1 protein-coding gene (cut by a window edge) is annotated in these 18,488 nt (G+C 66.8%); it reads left to right on the forward strand.

Annotation, left to right across the window (positions count from 1 at the left end):
• Positions 1-18,488, forward strand: partial view of a helicase-like domain-containing protein gene (locus tag AC5WS8_RS32560; RefSeq protein ID WP_496107105.1) — the 5' portion only. 12,802 nt of this gene lie beyond the right edge of the window; only the first 18,488 of its 31,290 coding nucleotides appear in the window; it begins with the start codon at positions 1-3; its stop codon lies beyond the right edge, outside the window.

An 18,488-nucleotide genomic window follows, 5' to 3' on the forward strand; every position in this document is an offset into this window, starting at 1 on the left:
TTGCCCACCAACTCCACCCCCGACAACCAGCCCCATGGCACCCCACACCGCACCCTCCAGCAGCCGGTCCCGGCGCATCTGCGCATCGCCCGCAACCTGGACGCACTGCGTCTCCTCTCTCAGCTCCCCGACGATCAGCCCCTGACTGAGGAACAGCAGCAGATCCTGGAGGGATACACCTCCTGGGGCGCGACCGGAGTCTCGGAAGTCTTCAACGACGCCAAGCCCGAGCACCAAGCAACGCGTACTGAACTACGCAAGCTCCTCAGCGCCGCCGAGTACGACGCCGCGGCCGCCTCCACCCCTAACGCGCACTTCACCGATCCCGCGATCGCCGACGCGATACGCGACGCGGCCACGGCCCTCGGCGTACCAGCTGGTGCCCGCCTCCTCGAACTCGGCTGTGGCACCGGCACCTTCCTGGCCCCCGGCATGGTCGGCATCGAACTCGAACCCACCAGCGCACGCATCGCCCAGCGACTGAACCCGGAAGCCACTGTCCACCCTTCATCCTTCGTGGACGTCCGGCTGCCCCGCGACTACGCAGACGGCGCGCTCGGTAACCTGCCCTTCGGCGACTACACACTGACCGACCCGGCCCACAATCCCCTCGGCCTGTCGATCCATAACCACGCCCTGAACTGGCTGCTCGCCCACGTTCGTCCCGGCGGCATCATCGCCGTCATCACCTCGCGGTGGACTCTCGACAGCCTCAAGGACGAAGCTCGCCGCGAGATGACCCAGCACGCCGACTTCCTGGGCGCGATCCGGCTTCCCGCCGGGGCCTTCGCCGGCAGCGCAGGCACCCGGGCCGTTGGCGACATCGTCTTCCTCCGCGTCCGTGAACCCGGCCAGGAACCGGCCGGCTTGGACCCCATCCCGACACAGATCGTGCCCCTAGAGGGCGGAAGTGCCAGGATCAGCGGTTACTTCGCCCGGCATCCCGAGCAAGTCCTGGGCACCCACGCTATGGTCTCGGGCCAGCACGGCCCTGAACTCAGCGTCGTCCCCATCGACCTTGCCCACACGGCCCGCCAGGTCACTGAGGCTGCCCAGCGCATCATCGAACAGGCTCAGGCATCCCAGCTGACCTACCAGCCCGCCGACCCAGCCCAGCGGGCAACCGTCGATGCCGAAGCCGAGCGGATCCAGCAGGCCATCGAACGGTTTGGCACCGACCTCAGCGCCCACGAAGGCTCCATCATCCAGGAGGACGACGCTGTCCTGACGTTGCGCAGCGGACAACTGGTGCCCTTCGAGCACGACCCGGCCGAGCGCGCAGAGCTCAACGACCTCCTCGCCCTGCGCGACCAGTACCGCACGCTCGTCGACCTCCAGGCCACCGACGAAGCTGCGCCGGAGGTAGTGGAAGCAGCCAGGGCGCAGCTCAACGATGTCTACGACCGCTACGCCACCTCCCACGGTCCGCTTAACCGGGCTATGAGGCCTCGCAGCGCCCGCTGGCACTTCCGGCTCGACCCGCTCGGACCGGCCGTCATGGCACTGGAGGTCTACGACCGCAAGACGGGCACAGCCAGCAAGAGCAGCATCTTCGAGCACGAGGACCGGCCGAGCGACACACCCACCCGCGCGAGCACACCGGCCGAGGCACTGGCCATCAGCCTGAACCAGCGCGGCACCGCCAACCTCGCCTACATCGCTGAACTCCTTGACATCCCCGCGGACCAGGCCCGGACCCAGCTCGGAACACTGGTCTTCGACGACCCCAAGACGGGCGACGTCATCCCGGCTGACCGCTACCTGTCCGGTCACGTCCGCGGCAAGCTCCATGTCGCCGAGAGCGCCAACCGGGACGCAGGCGACGACCGTTTCCGGGCGAACATCGAGGCCCTCAAGGCAGTCATCCCCTCCGATGCCGAAGCCGGCGACATCGACGTCGAACTCGGCGACCCCATGCTGCGGTCCGAATGGGTCGAAGGCTTCCTGCGCACCCTCATCGGCCACCGGGAGATCTACGTCAGCCGGGCCATCGGCGGGGACTGGCGCATCGAGGCATCCCCCGATGCCCGCAAGCTCAGCACCAACCGCGAGACCTACGGCACGCCGAGGTGGGACGCCGTCACCATCGTCGAACGGATGCTGCGTCGCGCGAGTCTCCTCGTACCACCCGCGAAGGACGAAGAGGAAACCCCCACCAAGACCGGCGACGGCAAAACCCCCAGCGCATCTGCGACCGAGGACGTTCAGGCCCGCGCCGATGAGATCAACAGGCTTTTCGCCGACTACATGTGGGAAGAGCCCTCACGCGCCGAGGAACTGGTTCGCCTTTACAACTGGTACTACCGGTCGCACGTCACCTATCGGCCAAGCGGTGCTCACCTGACCTTCCCCGGTCTCAACCCTGACGTCACACCCCGGGACTACCAGAAGGACGCCGTCGCCCGGGGCCTGGTCGAATCCTTCCTGATGGAGCATGACGGCGGCTTCGGAAAAACGCTGTCGATCCTCATGACCGTCATGAAGCGCAAGCAGCTCGGTCTGTCGCGCAAACCCATGATCGTCGTACCCAACAACGCCCTGGGACAGTGGGAACGGGCAGCCCGCTGGGCGTACAAGGACGCCAAGATCCTCGTCTGCTCCCAGGAAGACTTCAACAGCCAAGGTGGCGCCGCCGAGACCCGGGCCCGCCGCCAGGCGTTCATTGGAAAGATCGCCAACGGCAGCTTCGACGCGGTCATCGTCCCGTACACCGTCTTCGAGCGGATTCCGCTTTCCGCAGAGTCCCAGCAGCTCTATCTGGAAGCGGTCTCCGCGCGCCTGAGGGCCTTTGTCGAACTGCAAAGTCGTGGCCGCAGCCCCGAGCGCGACATCCTCGAACAGGAACTCCTCAACGACCTGCGCGACCCCCTCGTCGCCGAGATCCTCGGGGACGACCTCGCCCTGGCTGGCATGGGCGACATCACCGACGATCGCCCCAGCGCCCGCACGGTCAAGCGGCTGCGCACCATGCTCACCAAGCTCGTGGAGCAGCTCCGCAAGAACGCCCTCATCCACCGGGACGTGGGCCTGCCCTTCGAACGCATCGGCATAGACGCGCTCTTTGTTGACGAAGTGCAGAACTTCCTCGGCATCGCCTACCCCACCCGCCTGCCGGATCTTGCTCTCGCGCCCGCCGCACGCGCCTACGACCTCGACATGAAGGCATGGATCATCCGGCGCGCCTTCCCGGACGCCGTGATCGTCGGGGCCTCCGGAACACCCGCCCGGAACAAGATGTCGCAGTTCTACCGACTGTTCGACCTCATCAGGCCCGACCTGCTGCCGCAGGTGGCCATCAACGACCTTGACAGCTTCAACGGCATGTTCATTGAGACGGTCCTCGAGCCCGAGATCGCGCCCAACGGCGAGATCCGGTTCAAGGAACGCCCGGGCGCCTTCCGTGAGACGAACCTCAATACATACGTCCGACTGCACCACGTCATGGCCGACGTGCGGACCCAGCACGACGTGACGATCAAAGGCCGGCCCGCCATCGCAGGTGGAAAGCCACAGATCCACGTCCTCCCGCGCACTGAGGGCGAATCCGAATGGATGAGCACTAACTGGCTTGGTCGCATCGAGCGCTTCGAGGCAGGCGAGCCCGACGAGGGCGACATCATGCCGAGCATCATCAGCGACGCGGTGATGCACGCCATCCACCCCAAGCTGGTCGGGGAGGAAGCCGACGGTCCCACGGTCCTGGACGCCGTCGTCGACAACGTCTTGCGCATCGACCACACCTACAAGGACCGCCGCTACCGTACCGACAGCAGTGACCCGGACTCACCCCTCCACCCCAACCCCGGGGCCGGCCAGTTCATCTTCTGCAGCCTCGGCGTCAGCAACGCCGAGAACCGACGCAAGGGCAAGTGGAGCGCCTACGATTACATGCGCGATCGCCTCATCGCCGGAGGCATTCCGGCCGAGAAGATCGCCTACATGCAGGACGCTGGCGACAGCGCGGCAAAGAAGGAAGAACTCCTCAGGAAGTTCCGTACCGGCGAGATCCGCGTCCTGATCGGCTCCAGCGGAACCGCCGGCGTCGCGGTTGACGCACCCGACCGGGCCATCGCCGCGCACCAGGTCACCTTCGGATGGCGTCCAGACGAGATCGAGCAAGAACAGTGGCGGATCTGGCGCCCCGGCAACCAGCACCGAGTCATCCAGATCCACCAATACATCAAGCACATGTCGGCGATGGCTCTGCGCCTGCAGCACTGCGAGCGTAAGGCCCGCATGATCGCCCAGTACAAGACGGGCCACATCGACCTGACCCAGGTCGACGAGATGGAGCTCGATCTCAACAAGAGCACCTTCGACATCGCCGAGCTGAAGGCCATCGGGTCTGGCAAGGAGATGCTCCTCGAGAAGCACAAGATCGACAAAAAGGTTCGCCGCCTAGAAGCGGCCGAGTCCCGGTGGCGTCGCACCCGCGAGCACAACCGCAGCATCATCGCCAACGCGGACGATGTCATCGATGCTGGCAAGCGCAGCGTTGACCACCTGAGTGACCTGCTCAACCGTCGGGAGGACAGCACCCGGCGCGGTCTGCGTCTCAGGGACAGCGAGGCACCTGCTACTGAGGCACAGCTGCGTGATCTCCTGCTCGACGTGGGCGGCCTGGAGCGTCGCAACGTCGCCACCCTCGACGGGGTGCCGCTTAACGTCAGCCTGTTTCCCGAGGCCGGCACCGCGGTGTTCACCATGGAGGGCGTCCCCGGCGAAGAGGTCCTTGTGACCATCGGCACGAAGGAAAACGCTGCACCGACCGGAAACTGGGTCGCACGGCTAACCAAGATGCTGGGCAAGCTAGATGGCGCACTGGAGGCCGCACGTGACGAGCTGGCCGGACGTCAGACGAGCGTCGAGCGAGCCCACCGACTAATAGATCTCCCGTTTGACCAGGCGGAGGCGCTCACCTCCGCCCGCGCCGAGCAGGCGCACCTGGCCGACCTAATCGCCGCTGAGGCCGCTGCGAACACCCCCGACCGCGACGACGACCCCCGAGACACCAAGGAAGCGACCGACCAGGAGATGCAGGACCTGGTCGACTCCCTGCTAGCCGACGATGACGAGCAGGAGACTTCCAGCGGCCGAGAAAGTTCCCGCCCAGGTGGGGGAGGGCGGCCAAGGCCCGGCGAGCCAGCCCAAGGCGCCGACGAGGACGACCTCGGGATCCCCAGCGATGAGGACATCATCGTCCCCGAACTGCCCCGGCCGCCCGCTTTGGCCGAACTCGGCGCCAATCTCGTCTACAAGCTCACGCGCGCCGGCCAGCACATTGGCCAGAGCACCGGCCGGGAGATCGCGGACCAGCTGGATCGGGGCTACCAGGAGGCCAGCGCCGCCGTCAGCAGGGACGTCCAAAACTTCGCCCAGTACTCCTCTCAGTGGGCGCACCAGGCTGCGGCGATGCGCGATGCCCTGCTCATCGCAGAGCGCGGTGCCGACGGCGGATGGACCATCACCGGATCCAGCGGTACCCGCACCACCCTCACGCCGCAGCCGGACGTGCCCGCACGCGTACTGCCGTACGACAGCCTCGCTGATACCTACCTCGGTGAAGACGCGGTCCTGATCCGCTACGCCCAGTGGAAGCTCGCAGCCACGCGCACCGGCAGCGCGGAGGACCAGGCCCTGCATGCCTGGACCACCACGCTCACCACGCTCGTCACCGAGCGATACGACCTCCGTGACAGCGGCCCGACTCTCGAGCAGGTCACGGCCCGCGCGACCCACTTTCAGGAACTCGCCCGCCTTGCCCGCGCCGCTGTCGAAAACTCGGCCCCGGAAACCGCAGAACTCGCCGGGCACATCCTCGACGAGGCACAGACGCACCTGGAACGCCTCGGCCGCCTGATGAGCGACGCGACCCTGCATGAGCCCTGGAATAGAAGCCGACCCAGCCGCCTGGCCGGCCTGCCCGAGCCGATGCGCGGCAACCCGTGGGACGGTGACACCGACAAGATTCACCACGGCTATGTCCTGACCGGAGTCACCGACACCCAGGCGCTGACCGGCGCCGAACTGCACTACGCCCTCCTTGCCCTCAAAGAGGCCGGCGGCCGCACCCGGCGCCACGATGCCGACAACCCCCGCGTCCGCGCTCTGACGCCTACATCGCACACCTGGACCCGGCTCAATACCGAGCTCACACCGAGTCAGATTGAGCAACTCCAAGTCGCTCGCCAGTCCACCCACCAGGTTGCGCAACGGATGGCCGACGACGCCAACCTGCGGCGGGCCGCCCACCTCGCCAGCCACACGGACTTCCAGCGCGAGGCAGCGACCTGGCTCGCCGTCCACCCTGATGCCTTCGACGTCCTCGCCGACCTGCGGACAGACGAGTCCACCACCACGATGTCCGCGGCCGTCGAGCTGATCACCCAGCAGGCCTTCCACCGTGCTCGCGCAAGCATGCGGCCCCGCGAAGCAGGCCGCATCCTGCACCAGCTCGTCAGCCAATGGGACATCGAACCCACCAGCACGCTGAGGCACACCGCCGAATACCGATCCCTGCACCAGGCCCTCGACCATCTCGCCACCAACGACATCGAGCAGAGCGGCACCAGCGACCTACTGCGCCGCGCATTCTTCCGGATCAAACAACTGGCCGATGCCACCGATGGCCGCGACCGCGGCCGGGCCGAACGGATCCTCATTAACTACGGCTGGATGCTCGCGGCCTCCACCGGTCCGCGCCCGGCCAGCATCGAGCAAAACATCTGGGCTCGCCAACACGAGATGGCCGAGAATCTGTCGCCCTATCCCTTTGATGCGGACCGTTGGTACGAGCACACGAAGGCGAACGGCGGAGTGGCCGACATGCTCGGCTCAGACCTCAACAATCTGCTCGCCATGGCGAAGCACGCCGCCCAGAACAGTCCCAAGCGGGTCGTTGTGCGCAACGAGCCGGACGGCGGCATCCGCATAACTGGTGCCCGCACCATCGTGGCCAGCCCCCTCGCCGAACGGTTCCCAGCCGAGATCGAGCCGCACACCGACGAAGTCAGAGACCTGCTCAACCTCGCGCTTCAGGAAGGCAACTCTGTCGGCTTCGGGGACAAGGAAACGATCAACAACTGGCTCTCCAACCAACTTGAGCAGGCATCCGAAGGTCTTCGTACGGCCGTTGCAGCCAGCCCCCGCACGGAGGCGACCTTCCGCCAAGCCTTCAGAGTCCATGCCTATGAGGCCATGATCCGTGCCGGCAAAGAGCCAAGGCTGGGCGAGATTACCTCGCACCTGTCGGTGCAACAGGCGACCGCAAGTCCAGTTCAAGATCCCCGCGAGGCCGCAGTTGCTGAGCTCTATGAGAAAGCCGTAGCCAAAGCAGAGGGCGACAGGTTTCTCCATGCGGCAGTCCAAGAAGGTATGGCTGCTTCAGACCTAAGCGCTCCACATCAGGCACTGATCAGCACAGGAATCTTCGACTGGCTGGTCGCCGGGGCGGACCTCCCGGCCAACGAGGGTGGACAGGCGATCCGGGAGCACGTCCTGCACACACTGGACTCTGGCACCGTCGGCTCCGTCCTCACTGACCTGCTCCAACGGATTTGGGACGCGGCGCTCGCAGCTGACACTGGGACCCTTCGCCGCCCTGGGATGCGTGAGCACTGGGGAGTGCGGCACACACGCGGACGTGCCCTGGACGTGCTGATCAGCGTCATCGACCGTACAAACGTCTGCGATGACTGGCGCAAGAGCTCAACGCCCAAAGAAGAAGGGGCATGGAAGTCTGCCTTCCGCAATGCTCACCCGCTGGAATGGACCTGCCTACACAGCGCCGACAAAGCGTTGCTGCGAGCCAAGCGCGCCGCAGCAAGGCCGCAGGATCTGCTGCTGCAGTGTGAGAGCGCACGGCACGCAGCGCAGATCCTGCAGGAGTTCACGGCCGCAAGCCAGTGGGCAGACGAGTACACGGCTACCGTCGATCAAGCGGTGGCCGGGTTCCAGTATCTGAGCCGATACCTCCAAGTACTCAGCCGCCAGCCCGACGCCTGGGATCCAATGCGCCGCCAGGCTAGGGAACTTTCCCCGGTACAGCAGCAAGACCTGGAGAAGCAAACAGGACGATTCGCCAGGGCCGGTGATCGAGCCCGATCCCTGTGGTTCGATCCATGGGCCGCCTACCAGCTCAGTCATGGCGACATCCTCACTGGAGACCAGATCACGCGTCGGCTGCGAGGCCTGGTCGCGGCTGGGGACCTGGTCATCGAAGACAGCGACGGCTCCCTCATCCTTCACACGAAGTCGGACCCGTACCCCATAGTCCTCAACCGTCTCCACGGGGCAGAAGCCCTCGCCTACTTCTCGGAACTGCCGCATTACAAGGCCGCCGTGCACTCCGGCGCTCAGGTGCCACGCTTCCCCGACACCGAAGCCGTGATCACCCACCTGACGTCCAACACCACGGAACTCGCAGCTCCCGAAGACCACGGGGAGATGACCGAGCGACGCCGGCGCAGCATCGAGGAACTCGTTGCCGCCGACGACCTGGTCATACAAGGGCGCCTGCTGCTCGCACGTGCCCCCCGAAGCACGCAGTGGCACTTGTACTTCCCAGGCACATGCACCCCCATCCCAGGTCAACACCCGGACGGGTTCTCAAGCCTTCAGGCCACCAGCGTCGCCGCCGAAGCCGTCCAACAAATCACTGACCGGTCCGGGAATCCCTTCCCATGGGACGCTCCTCTGGCAGGACCCATGTCCCGCTTCTGGCGCTCGCACGATGACCGCGCCCTGGACGATGCCGTCGAGACAGCCCTTGCGGCGGATCCCCGATGCGACACCGAAGGACTCCACCGCCTTGCCAGCGAGAAGCGTGCCGAACGCACCGCCCACGACATGGCCGTTCGCCAACAAGATCTGGCCGACGGTTACGCGCTGGAACCCACCCGGCGAGCCGTCTACAACTCGGACCAAGGACGCAGCCTAGAAGTATCCCTCCGGCTAAGGGCCACTCGTGAAATGGTCGATGCGATGGGCCCGGGAAACGGGGACCTGCACGGCCAATTGATCACCGTCCGCGGTACCGCACACAGCCTGAGCGAAGGCGCCTACAACATCCGCGAATGGCCGCTCGGCGACGATCAAACGCCAACGCTGGTGCACCCGATCAGTGTGCGCTTGTACAACTGGAAGGCCGATGACGAGCGCAGCGGTGAGATCCCCGCCGAGGTGTTCCTAAGCCATCCCCTGCCTGCCAACTATCGCGTCCGTCCCGACGTGCCCCCGCACGCTCGGGACCTGGCCCGGACCTTCTACTACAACGAGGCATGGCCCAAGCCCCCCGGCGGCGTCGACACAGGCCGTCCCGCAGGGGAACCACGAGCTGCAGCCATCTACAAACGGGCCCGCACTGCAATGAAGTTGCTCCAGGACGGGCAATGCCAAAGCGGCAGTGTGCGTGAGGATTTCCTCCGAATCGCCAGCGATCTGCAACTGCTCGCCACCGCCTACGATCGCGGCGAGGACCACCCGAACAGCGCCACGTTCGCCGAAGCCTCGGCAAGAGCCCGGATCCTGCGCGAGAAGCTGCTGCAAAGCCTCCGTTCGTCGCACCATCACTCAGCCATCGCCGAGCATCGCCTTGACCCGGATAAGGACATTCCTCCCTCACCCCTTGCCACGGGGCCGCTCGGCGGAGTCCGCCTCTACCCCTGGCAGGCAGAGGCCGGCAGTGTCGTGGCAGCCACCGGCGTCAACCCGGACGGCGAAGACCTGCTTACAGCGACGGGAATCCTGCGCAGGGCGGCCTACCACGTGCGCGCCCAGGGCAGCGCCGAACAGCGCGGCACCCTCATCCACCTCGACACCCCAGAAGGGCCCGCTGAACTCTTCCTCCCTGAGCGGCATCTCGTCGAGCAGCTCCCCGCACCACTGGACCCAGCCCTTGCTTTCCCAGGCATGGCCCAGGACGCCCCCACCGAGCCCCCGACCCCGACCGTCGCGTCGTCCGCCGGAGCACAGCGGAAGGCCATACGCGCCTTTCATGCCGAAGGAGTACGCGGGGCCGGCCGCACCCTCGCCCCATCCTCGGTCTTCCGCTTCGCGCATGAGGCCCTGCTGTCAGGCTTCGAGGGACGACTGAACGGGCTCGATAACCGATCCAGGTGGGCCGAAAACGGCACACTGGAAGTGCACTTCGCACGAGCAATGCACGGCGACCGCGAACCGAACGTCTTCCGTCCCGACTATGCCGAGCCGAGCCAGGACACCGAGATCGACCCCGGGAAGTGGTTGCGGCACGGCAATGCAGAAAGCGTCGCACGGGCCGCCAACATGCAGTCCCTGGTCCGACTCGCTGCTGCCGAAGCAGAAGTGCGCAGTCACGTCGTGCAGGGCGGAACAGCCCCGTTCGCCACCTGGCTCGGCCGCCAAGCCCGCCTCGGCCACCCCTACATGCATCCGGACCTCCGCACCGAGTGGCTCGCTCATCCCCGCTACCGCCGGGAGTTCATCGCACTCGGAGAGCAGGAACTCCTCACCCTGCTCGATCAGCCTCTGCCTCCCTCACCCCCAGATCACCTCGCGTACAGCAGCCACCAGGCCCTCGCTGACGCTCGCGCTCATCTCGATGCCCTGGCCAACCAGTGGAATCAGCAGGCCAAGGGCTTCGTCAGCGAACGATCAACCACGTGGAACAAGTTCAAGAAGGCCTGGAAGACAGCCCGTACGGCACCCTGGCACGCCACCGACCCCGACGGGGGCGCTCTCCACCTTCAGTACACCCAGCTGGTCGACCGGGTCGCAGCCATGAGGCGCTGGCTGAACAACCAAGAAGGCCCCGAACCCCGCCACAGCGAACTGCGGCAGGGCCTCGACGTCCTCCACCTCCACCTCACCCGACACGTTCAGCGGCTGGAGGCCTCCCACGGGGCTGATCTCAACCTGAACACCGAGCTGGCCAACATCACCTCACAGGCCGCAGACCACCGGGCCGCCGTCTCCGAGGAAGACCTTTCGGCGGCCCTGCACGCCTGCCGTCAGGCTCTGGCACATCCGACCGCTGATGCCGACCTGCGCCTTGACCTCGACTTGGCGACCTGGTCGCTTACGCAGCCCCGCTCCACGCCAGAACACTTCAACCGGCTGGCTTCCCTGGCCCACACGGCGCACCGGATCGCCCACCACTACGCCGCCGAGGCGAGCCAGCCGCACCACGACATCCGGACCGCGGCCGCGGCCCTCGCGAGCGTGACGCAGACCTACACCGCCCACCTGATTCGAGCAGTCCGCGACGAAATGGCCGGGCCGGCCCCCTCACGGGAGATGCTCGCCTCGATCCAGAAACTTGCTCTGGCCGAGCCCAATCTGCGAAGCGCCCGCGACAGCGACACCTGGGACGAAACCCTCGATACATGGCTGGCCAGCTCGGTCCAGATGCCCAGCCCGCTTGTGCCGGCGATCCGCCTCGCGGCGCGGATCGGTGAAGGTCTACCCGCCCCCGTTGCTGCACTACGGGCCGGGATCCACCACACCCTGAATGCCGCCAACGAGCCGTACCGCAGCTATGCCCAACACCAAGCGGCGACCGAGTTCCTACAGGGTGCGGCCCGTAGCGTGCTGCGCGCACGCGACCCGAAGAGCCGTGAATGGGACTACCGAGACTTCTCGAAGAAGTGGTCCGCCTTCACGCCTTATGCCTCAAGCAAGCGGCCTGAAGACACCCAAGCCTTGTCCGCGGCAATTCGAGCCACACAGAGACTGCACGGCACGCTGTCCACGAACGTGCGCCCGACCAACCGCCAGATCTGGACAGACCTCAAAATCCTCGAAGGTCTGGCCGTACATCATCAGAAGCGACTGGCAGCCAGCGAAAACACGTTCCCGGCCGACGCGTCGACCCTGACGAAGACTCCCCTCGAGGGCATCGCGCCCTACCGGCTGACAAGCGAAGTGCGCAACGACCTAGCCCAGTTGCACGCAAGCTGGAACCACCTCCAACACGCAGCCACGCAGCCCGGCGCGCTCGACCACGCCGTGCACGCGGACCTCTTCACCGAGGTGACCGCCGCCTACGCCCACTCCCGCGACATTCTTCTCAGACCTGCCGGGCTCATCGGCGCCCTGTCGCACCTGCATGACGCGGCCGAGCGCCTCGCCATCCACCACGTAGGACTTGCGGACGAAGCCGCCAAACTCGCCCAGCACGCCCGACACCACGCTCTGCGGACCCTAGCCACCGTCCGCGACCCCGCCGGCGACGCACCGCCCCTTGACACACTGCTCAGCGAGCTTCACAAGTCCACACTCGCCGAGGCGCCCGGCGCCGCCGCCGACATAGCAACCCTGCGCGCCCAGATTCCGTCTCTCGTCGCCCACGAAGACCTCAACCGTCTGCTGCAGCGCCTTCCATTCACCCACCCCGCGCGATTGCGGGCCGAAAACTTCCTGGCCTCCTGGACCGGCGACAGCCTCAGTGCTTCCGAAGATCTCACGCTGCCCCTCGCCCGACAGCAGTACTTCTACCCGATGGTGCGCCTCGCCCAGATCTGCACCGACTTGCGGGCCAGCCTGCCCGCAGACGTCGACACAACCGGCCTGGACGCACTGGAAGGCCATATCGGCAGCTACCACCGTACGGTGACCGGCGAGCGAGGCAGCCCTCTCCGCCTTGCCCCCAATACCCCTCGAGCCGACAATGCCGCCGCCGCTAACACACCGCAACAGCTCCCCTCGGCCGCCGCACCGTCCCAGCCACCGACGGGGCCGAACGCAGCCCGCACGTCTCCCAGCAGCACCCCGCACACCCACCAAGGCTCCGACCGCCTGAGCGCCGAGCCGTCCGAGCACGCCGACTCTCCCGCCCGCCTGCCTGAGACACACTCAGCGGCCAGTCCCCAGCCTGGCCCGCCCACCGTCCCGGCCGACACCGATCGAGAGGCCAACGACGACGAGGCTGCCCGACCCCCGCATACCTCCGACGCATCACGCACTCCACAGCAAATAGCCAGCACGGCCCAGCTCGGCGCCGGTGCCGTGGACCTTCCGCGGTGGAATCAGCCTCCGAACCTGCCCGCACAGCCTGCCGACGCCTCCACGATCGATGGCCTACCCGGCTACCTCTGGCACCTCAGCGACGACACGGTCATCGTGTACCACGAAGGCCAGCCCATCGGGCACGCCGAGCGATACACCACGTCCCGCGACAAGACTCGATTCCGCTGCTACCTCGGTGACGACCAACTCACCCAGAAATGGTCCGACATCGCGGCTGCCAGTCACATCGCCACCGTCCACCACCACCTGACCCGGCCAGCCCAGCCACCCGCTACTGACACCCTGCGATTCGAGCACACTTCGGAACACACTCGCCTGTACGGGACCAGTCAAGACGATCTCGAGGCACGCAGCGCAATCGAGGTCGCCGGCCAAGGCCGACCGGTCTACGGCCGCCCAGCCAGCAGCAAGCGAGGCCGCGGGCACAAGGGACCATTCCTGTACTGGGAATTCCCAGGCACCGAGGAGGAGCGCCAGACCATTGCCGAAAGGCTGACCGCACTGCTGGCCAGCCGAGGACGGCACATTCCTTCTGATTCCACAACGCCCGCCCGGCCGGCCCCCCTTGGTCAACAGCAGGCTTCCGACCAGCCATCCGAATCTCTTACGGCTGACCTGATGGAGGGGGCCCCCGAGGGTGCCCAAGCAGTCGACGGGATGCCGGGCTTCTGGTGGACCACCCATGTAACGAGCAATGACGATCCAGGCGCAGACTACTCCTGGAGGCGCGAGACACTCACGGTCGGCTTCCAGAGCACCGTCATCGCGACCGGGAGGCTGGGCGACCGATCCTGGGCGATCCACATGGGCAACGCCACCCTGACTGGGCCGACACCTGAAGCCGCTGCACGCCGTGTCGCCCGCCATTGGCAGGACCTGCAGACCCAGCCCAACCAGAACGGCGGCCGCGAACCGCTATGGGTAGAGCACAACCAGCAGAGCACCCGCATCCACGGCCTGACCCCCTCTGACCCGCAGGCCAAGGCCGCACTGACGACAGCAGGATTCGTCAACAAGAGCAAAACAGGCACGACGGAACCCCGGGCGGGCGGCCTAGGCGCCCGCGAGCAGGCCGTCAACATCCTGGTGCGGACCCTGGCCGCCCAGGGCCGCATCGTCGAAGTCCACGCCAACACCGGCGACCGTGAAGCGGACCCGCCACCGAATCGCCAGGACCTCACTGCACAGGACTTTGAGTGGCAGGCACAGAGCCACCTCCGGATCGACGAGGGCCGGTGGTCCGTCGCCGACTTCGAACCCGGTGACGAGATCTGCCTGCGCGGCGACAGCTACTGGCGTCGCGTCACCGCGGTCGACGGCCTCAACCTGACCACGGCGGACGGCACGAGCCGCATGGTCACCTCCGTATACGCCCAGCGACGCGCGGGCATCGTCACCCGCTGGACAGATCCCGTCGTCGAGACTGGATACGCGCGGCCGCTCCTTGCGGCCGTCCAGAACCGCACCGATACTGAGATCGCCGCTGAACTGGCAAACCTCGAGCTGCCGGCGCGCAGCCCTGAGCACGAGACAGCGATCCGCCGTCGACGTGAAACGCTGACCACCGTGGTGGACCGGCGCCGGGCTGCCGCGCAGCGCCAGGAGACCGAACGGCAGACCGCTGCCACCCTGCTCGACATGCCGAATGCCCTGGAGCAGCGCGGCGGCGAACTCCTTCACGACGAAGCCGGCCGACTGCTCGGTGCGATCATCCGCATGAAGCCCAAGGCCTTCGTCTACCTGTCCGCTGACGGACACACCACGCCGGTGGCAGACAATGCCAACCAGGTCCGCCAGTGGGCCTTCACCGATCTCGAAGCGCGGCAGGAAGCATCACCGGACGGCTGGCGACCCAGCTTCCTGCGCGACGTGGAACCCGGCGCCCTCATCCGCGTGCCGGGACTGCGCCGCACTCCGGGCACCCTGCGCCACACACTGGACGCGGACCTCGTCGGCAAACCGTTCATCTTCACTCGCCTTGAGCGATCCGACACCGGCACCGTCACCCTCCACGGGGAACGAGACGGCCAACCCACACAGGAGACCATCCACCACGGCCACATTCAGTACGGCATCCTCCGGGAGGCGACGGGAGCATGGGCTTTCACCCCCGACGAAGTGGCGCTCACCGCGCTACGCCGGCAGGTCCGCACGGCCGTCGACACGGTCGGCGGTGCCCCCATCATGCCGGTCAACCATGTCCCCGCCCTGGAGGCTCTCAAGCGTCATGCTCGGGCCGCCGTCAGTAGGCCGCTGCACTCAGACAACGTGGCGAGCGCCCTCACTGACACACTGAACAAGGCTGACGCTCTGATCGGCTCCCTGTCCGCGGCCGACAATGACTTCGGCAGCAGGCTGTCCGCCCTTCGGTCTGTGCTTGCCGCCGCCCACGAAAGCCTGACCGCCCCCGCACCTGCCGATACCCGCTCCACCCCCGAGCCGACAGCAGTCCCGCCGACCGCGGCAGCCGCTGCGCCGGAGCAGAGCGCCTCCCCAGCGCCAGAGGCACCAGAAGGACAGAGCTCCCCAGCTCCTGTACTGACAAGCGGTGGAGGCCTGAACTGGCTTCAGATGGAACCCCCCGCGTTCGGCATAGATCGACGCACCACTGCCCCCGCCCTACCGCCTGTCACCCCTGTTCCCGGACAAGTCGAGCTTCCAGACTCCGATGGCACGCCGGAAGCGCCGGCCGAGCCCATGGACCCGGGGGACGACGCGGACAGGACCGATGACGAAGACGCCGCCGCCCCCTACCACCGTGCGGGTTGCAACGGCGAGACCAAGTGGCTCTACCTTGCCGCCGACGAAGTCCGCCACGTCCGCCACTACCTCTCGTGTGACTGCCACGGCGTGCGGCTGGGTAACTTCCGTCAGTCCGCCCCGCTTCTTCGGCCCGGGCACCACATCACCGCCGTGCGCACTGCCCAAGCCCTGGCATTGGCCGACCGCAACAACTACGACGTCTCCGGCGACTTCACGGCCTTGGACGAGCACACCATGCGGGCCCCCGTCATCTGGCGGCACGCCGCCACGCGCGAGAAGGAGGTCGCAGTCCCCATGCCCGATCCCCAGCCCAGGGCGACCCCCGATACCCAGGCTCACGAGCAACCCTCGCGCACGGAGTCCTTGCCGGCGCTTCCTGAGCAGGCCCCGCAGGATCTGGAAGAACTGCGTGCCTACTACCGGCTGCGGGCTCAGCACACCAGCAACGGCCCCCTAAAACTGGCGTGGAACCACCGGGCATCCGACGCGTCCATGGAGGTCATGGCCGGGGGACTGATCCGCTTCGGCAGCACCCGCGACTGGCGTCTCGCACCGTCCGGTACAGGAATGCCGTTCGACAGCACTGCGGACAGCCTCAGCTTCGCCAGCAAGACGGAGGCGGAGGCATTCGCCAAGCACCTGGCCGACGTTACTGGCGCGGACGCTGCGCCGCTTCCTTGGGCCGCAACCGACTTCCGCCCGGCCTTCGACGGCTGGCGCAGCGACCGAGGGGAGCCGCTCGAGCTGGCCCTGGCACGCCTGAGGGTCGAGTTCGACCGCAGCCGCGGCCGCGAACCCTTCTATGCTGCCGTTCGGACCTACCAGCCCTACGAGGACCAAGGCGCTTCCCGCGGCAAGGCACCGCACGATCACGTGTGGCCCGACGAGATCCCCGGTAACAGCTGGGTCCACCTGCCAGCACTCGACGGACAGCCGTCCCGTGACGTCCTCGTCACGTCCCTCATGCTGCTGCCACGCGGTGAGGTAGAGCTGACGCTGGACGGCGGCCAGACGGTGGCGGTCCCGCGCAACATGGCCCTTCCCGTCGCGGAGCAGACGGAAGCGGTAGACACGGCAGGACGCGCCATCGGTCGACGAGTCGAGTCCACGCTTCTGCAGCCGGGCCAGTGGATTCAAATTGAAGCGAACGCAGGGGTCCGGCACACCCGACGCGAACGCGAACTCCCTGACATGGAATACGGGCAGGCCTACCAACTGCGGGGCCGCATCCGCGAGCTCACCACGACCCCTGAGGGGCAACTCCAAGCACACATGGAGGGCGTCACCGCCCTGTCCGGGAGCACATGGGGCAACCACACCCCCGACCGCAAGGGGCCCTACGGAGAAGCTGTCCCGGTCATATGGCGCCTCGGCCAGCGCACGGTCCAGATCACGGCAGATCACGCCGCATTCGACGCCATGCTGGACCGCCCACTCACCGTTTTCGAGATCGAGCACGCCAACAAGGCCCGGCAACCCTCAACACCCGACATCGTCTTGATGGCCCAGGTCGTCCATCAGGCCGCATCCCTCATGGCCTCAACCGACACCACCTACCCGCAGCACGATCGCCTTCAGCCGCTGGCTACCGCCCTGCCCGCACTGCTCGCCGAGATCGATGAGGCGATTGAGACAGCCGACTTTGCGTTGCTCCTGCGTGCCACGCGCAGCATCTACGACCTGGTCGACGAGACGGTGGGCAGCATCGACGTCTACATGCCGCCGGGCCTCGAGCCGCTGTTCTCTGCCAGCAGTCACCTTCGCTCCCTGCTCCTCCACCAGCACAGCGACCAGGTGGGCCGCGCGATCACCGAGGTTCGGCAGCAGTGGTCCGCACCGTCTCCTCTGCGTGAGATGAGTGACGAGCAACTCTTCGACACCGTGGAGGAGTGGGCGGCCCGAGCACCGCGCGATCAGTGGGCCCGGGAGGAAGAGAACTGGCCCGAAGCCCATAAGACCATTACCAATGCGGCCAACATCGTCGTTGTCCACGACGACAGGCCAGGAACACGATCACGTGTACAGGGCCTCGCTCCGTACGACAGAGCGGCAGCAGCTGTCCTACGCGATGCGTCCTTCCGGCCCATCACTGGCTCCAGCGGCGTCAATTGGGATACTGACGCCCGTGTCGAGTCAGACACACGACGCACACGTGCCGAGCAGGCGGTCACCGGGCTGCGCGCCCTCGGCCGCAAGGTGGAATTGCGCACAGTCCAGCAGAACTCAGCGACGAGCCCCGAGCCTGCACCGGCAGCAGCCCCGCGCCAAGCAACGGCGGCGGAGACGACCGCCGAGCCGCCAGAGCTCGCACACGAAGCGCAGCAAGTTGAGCCCAGCGTCCAGAGCGACAGCGTCGATCAGGATGCTTTCAACGCCGTCACGATCGAGGTCGTCCACCGAGGGCATCCACTGGAGAGCCTGGTCCGCGGTGTCGCGCCCGGCGACGCCCGAGCCGAGGAAGTACTGCGTGCCGCCGGCTTCCGCAGGATTCGTGGCAGTGGCGGCCGCGGATGGGAGCCGCACGCCCGGAAGTGGGAGACACGACGCACCGCCGCTCTCAGTGCGGTCCGCGGCCTGACGGCACTCGGCCGGAACGTGTCCTCCGACATCGAGGACGGCAGGCCCAACATTGAGAACTACCGAGCGCAGGCAAACCGCGTACAAGAAGGCCCCTTCGCTACCCGCGAGGAACACCGCACCAGCGAAGATCAGCTCCTCAA

This window comes from Streptomyces sp. PTL18 (genome assembly GCF_059510295.1).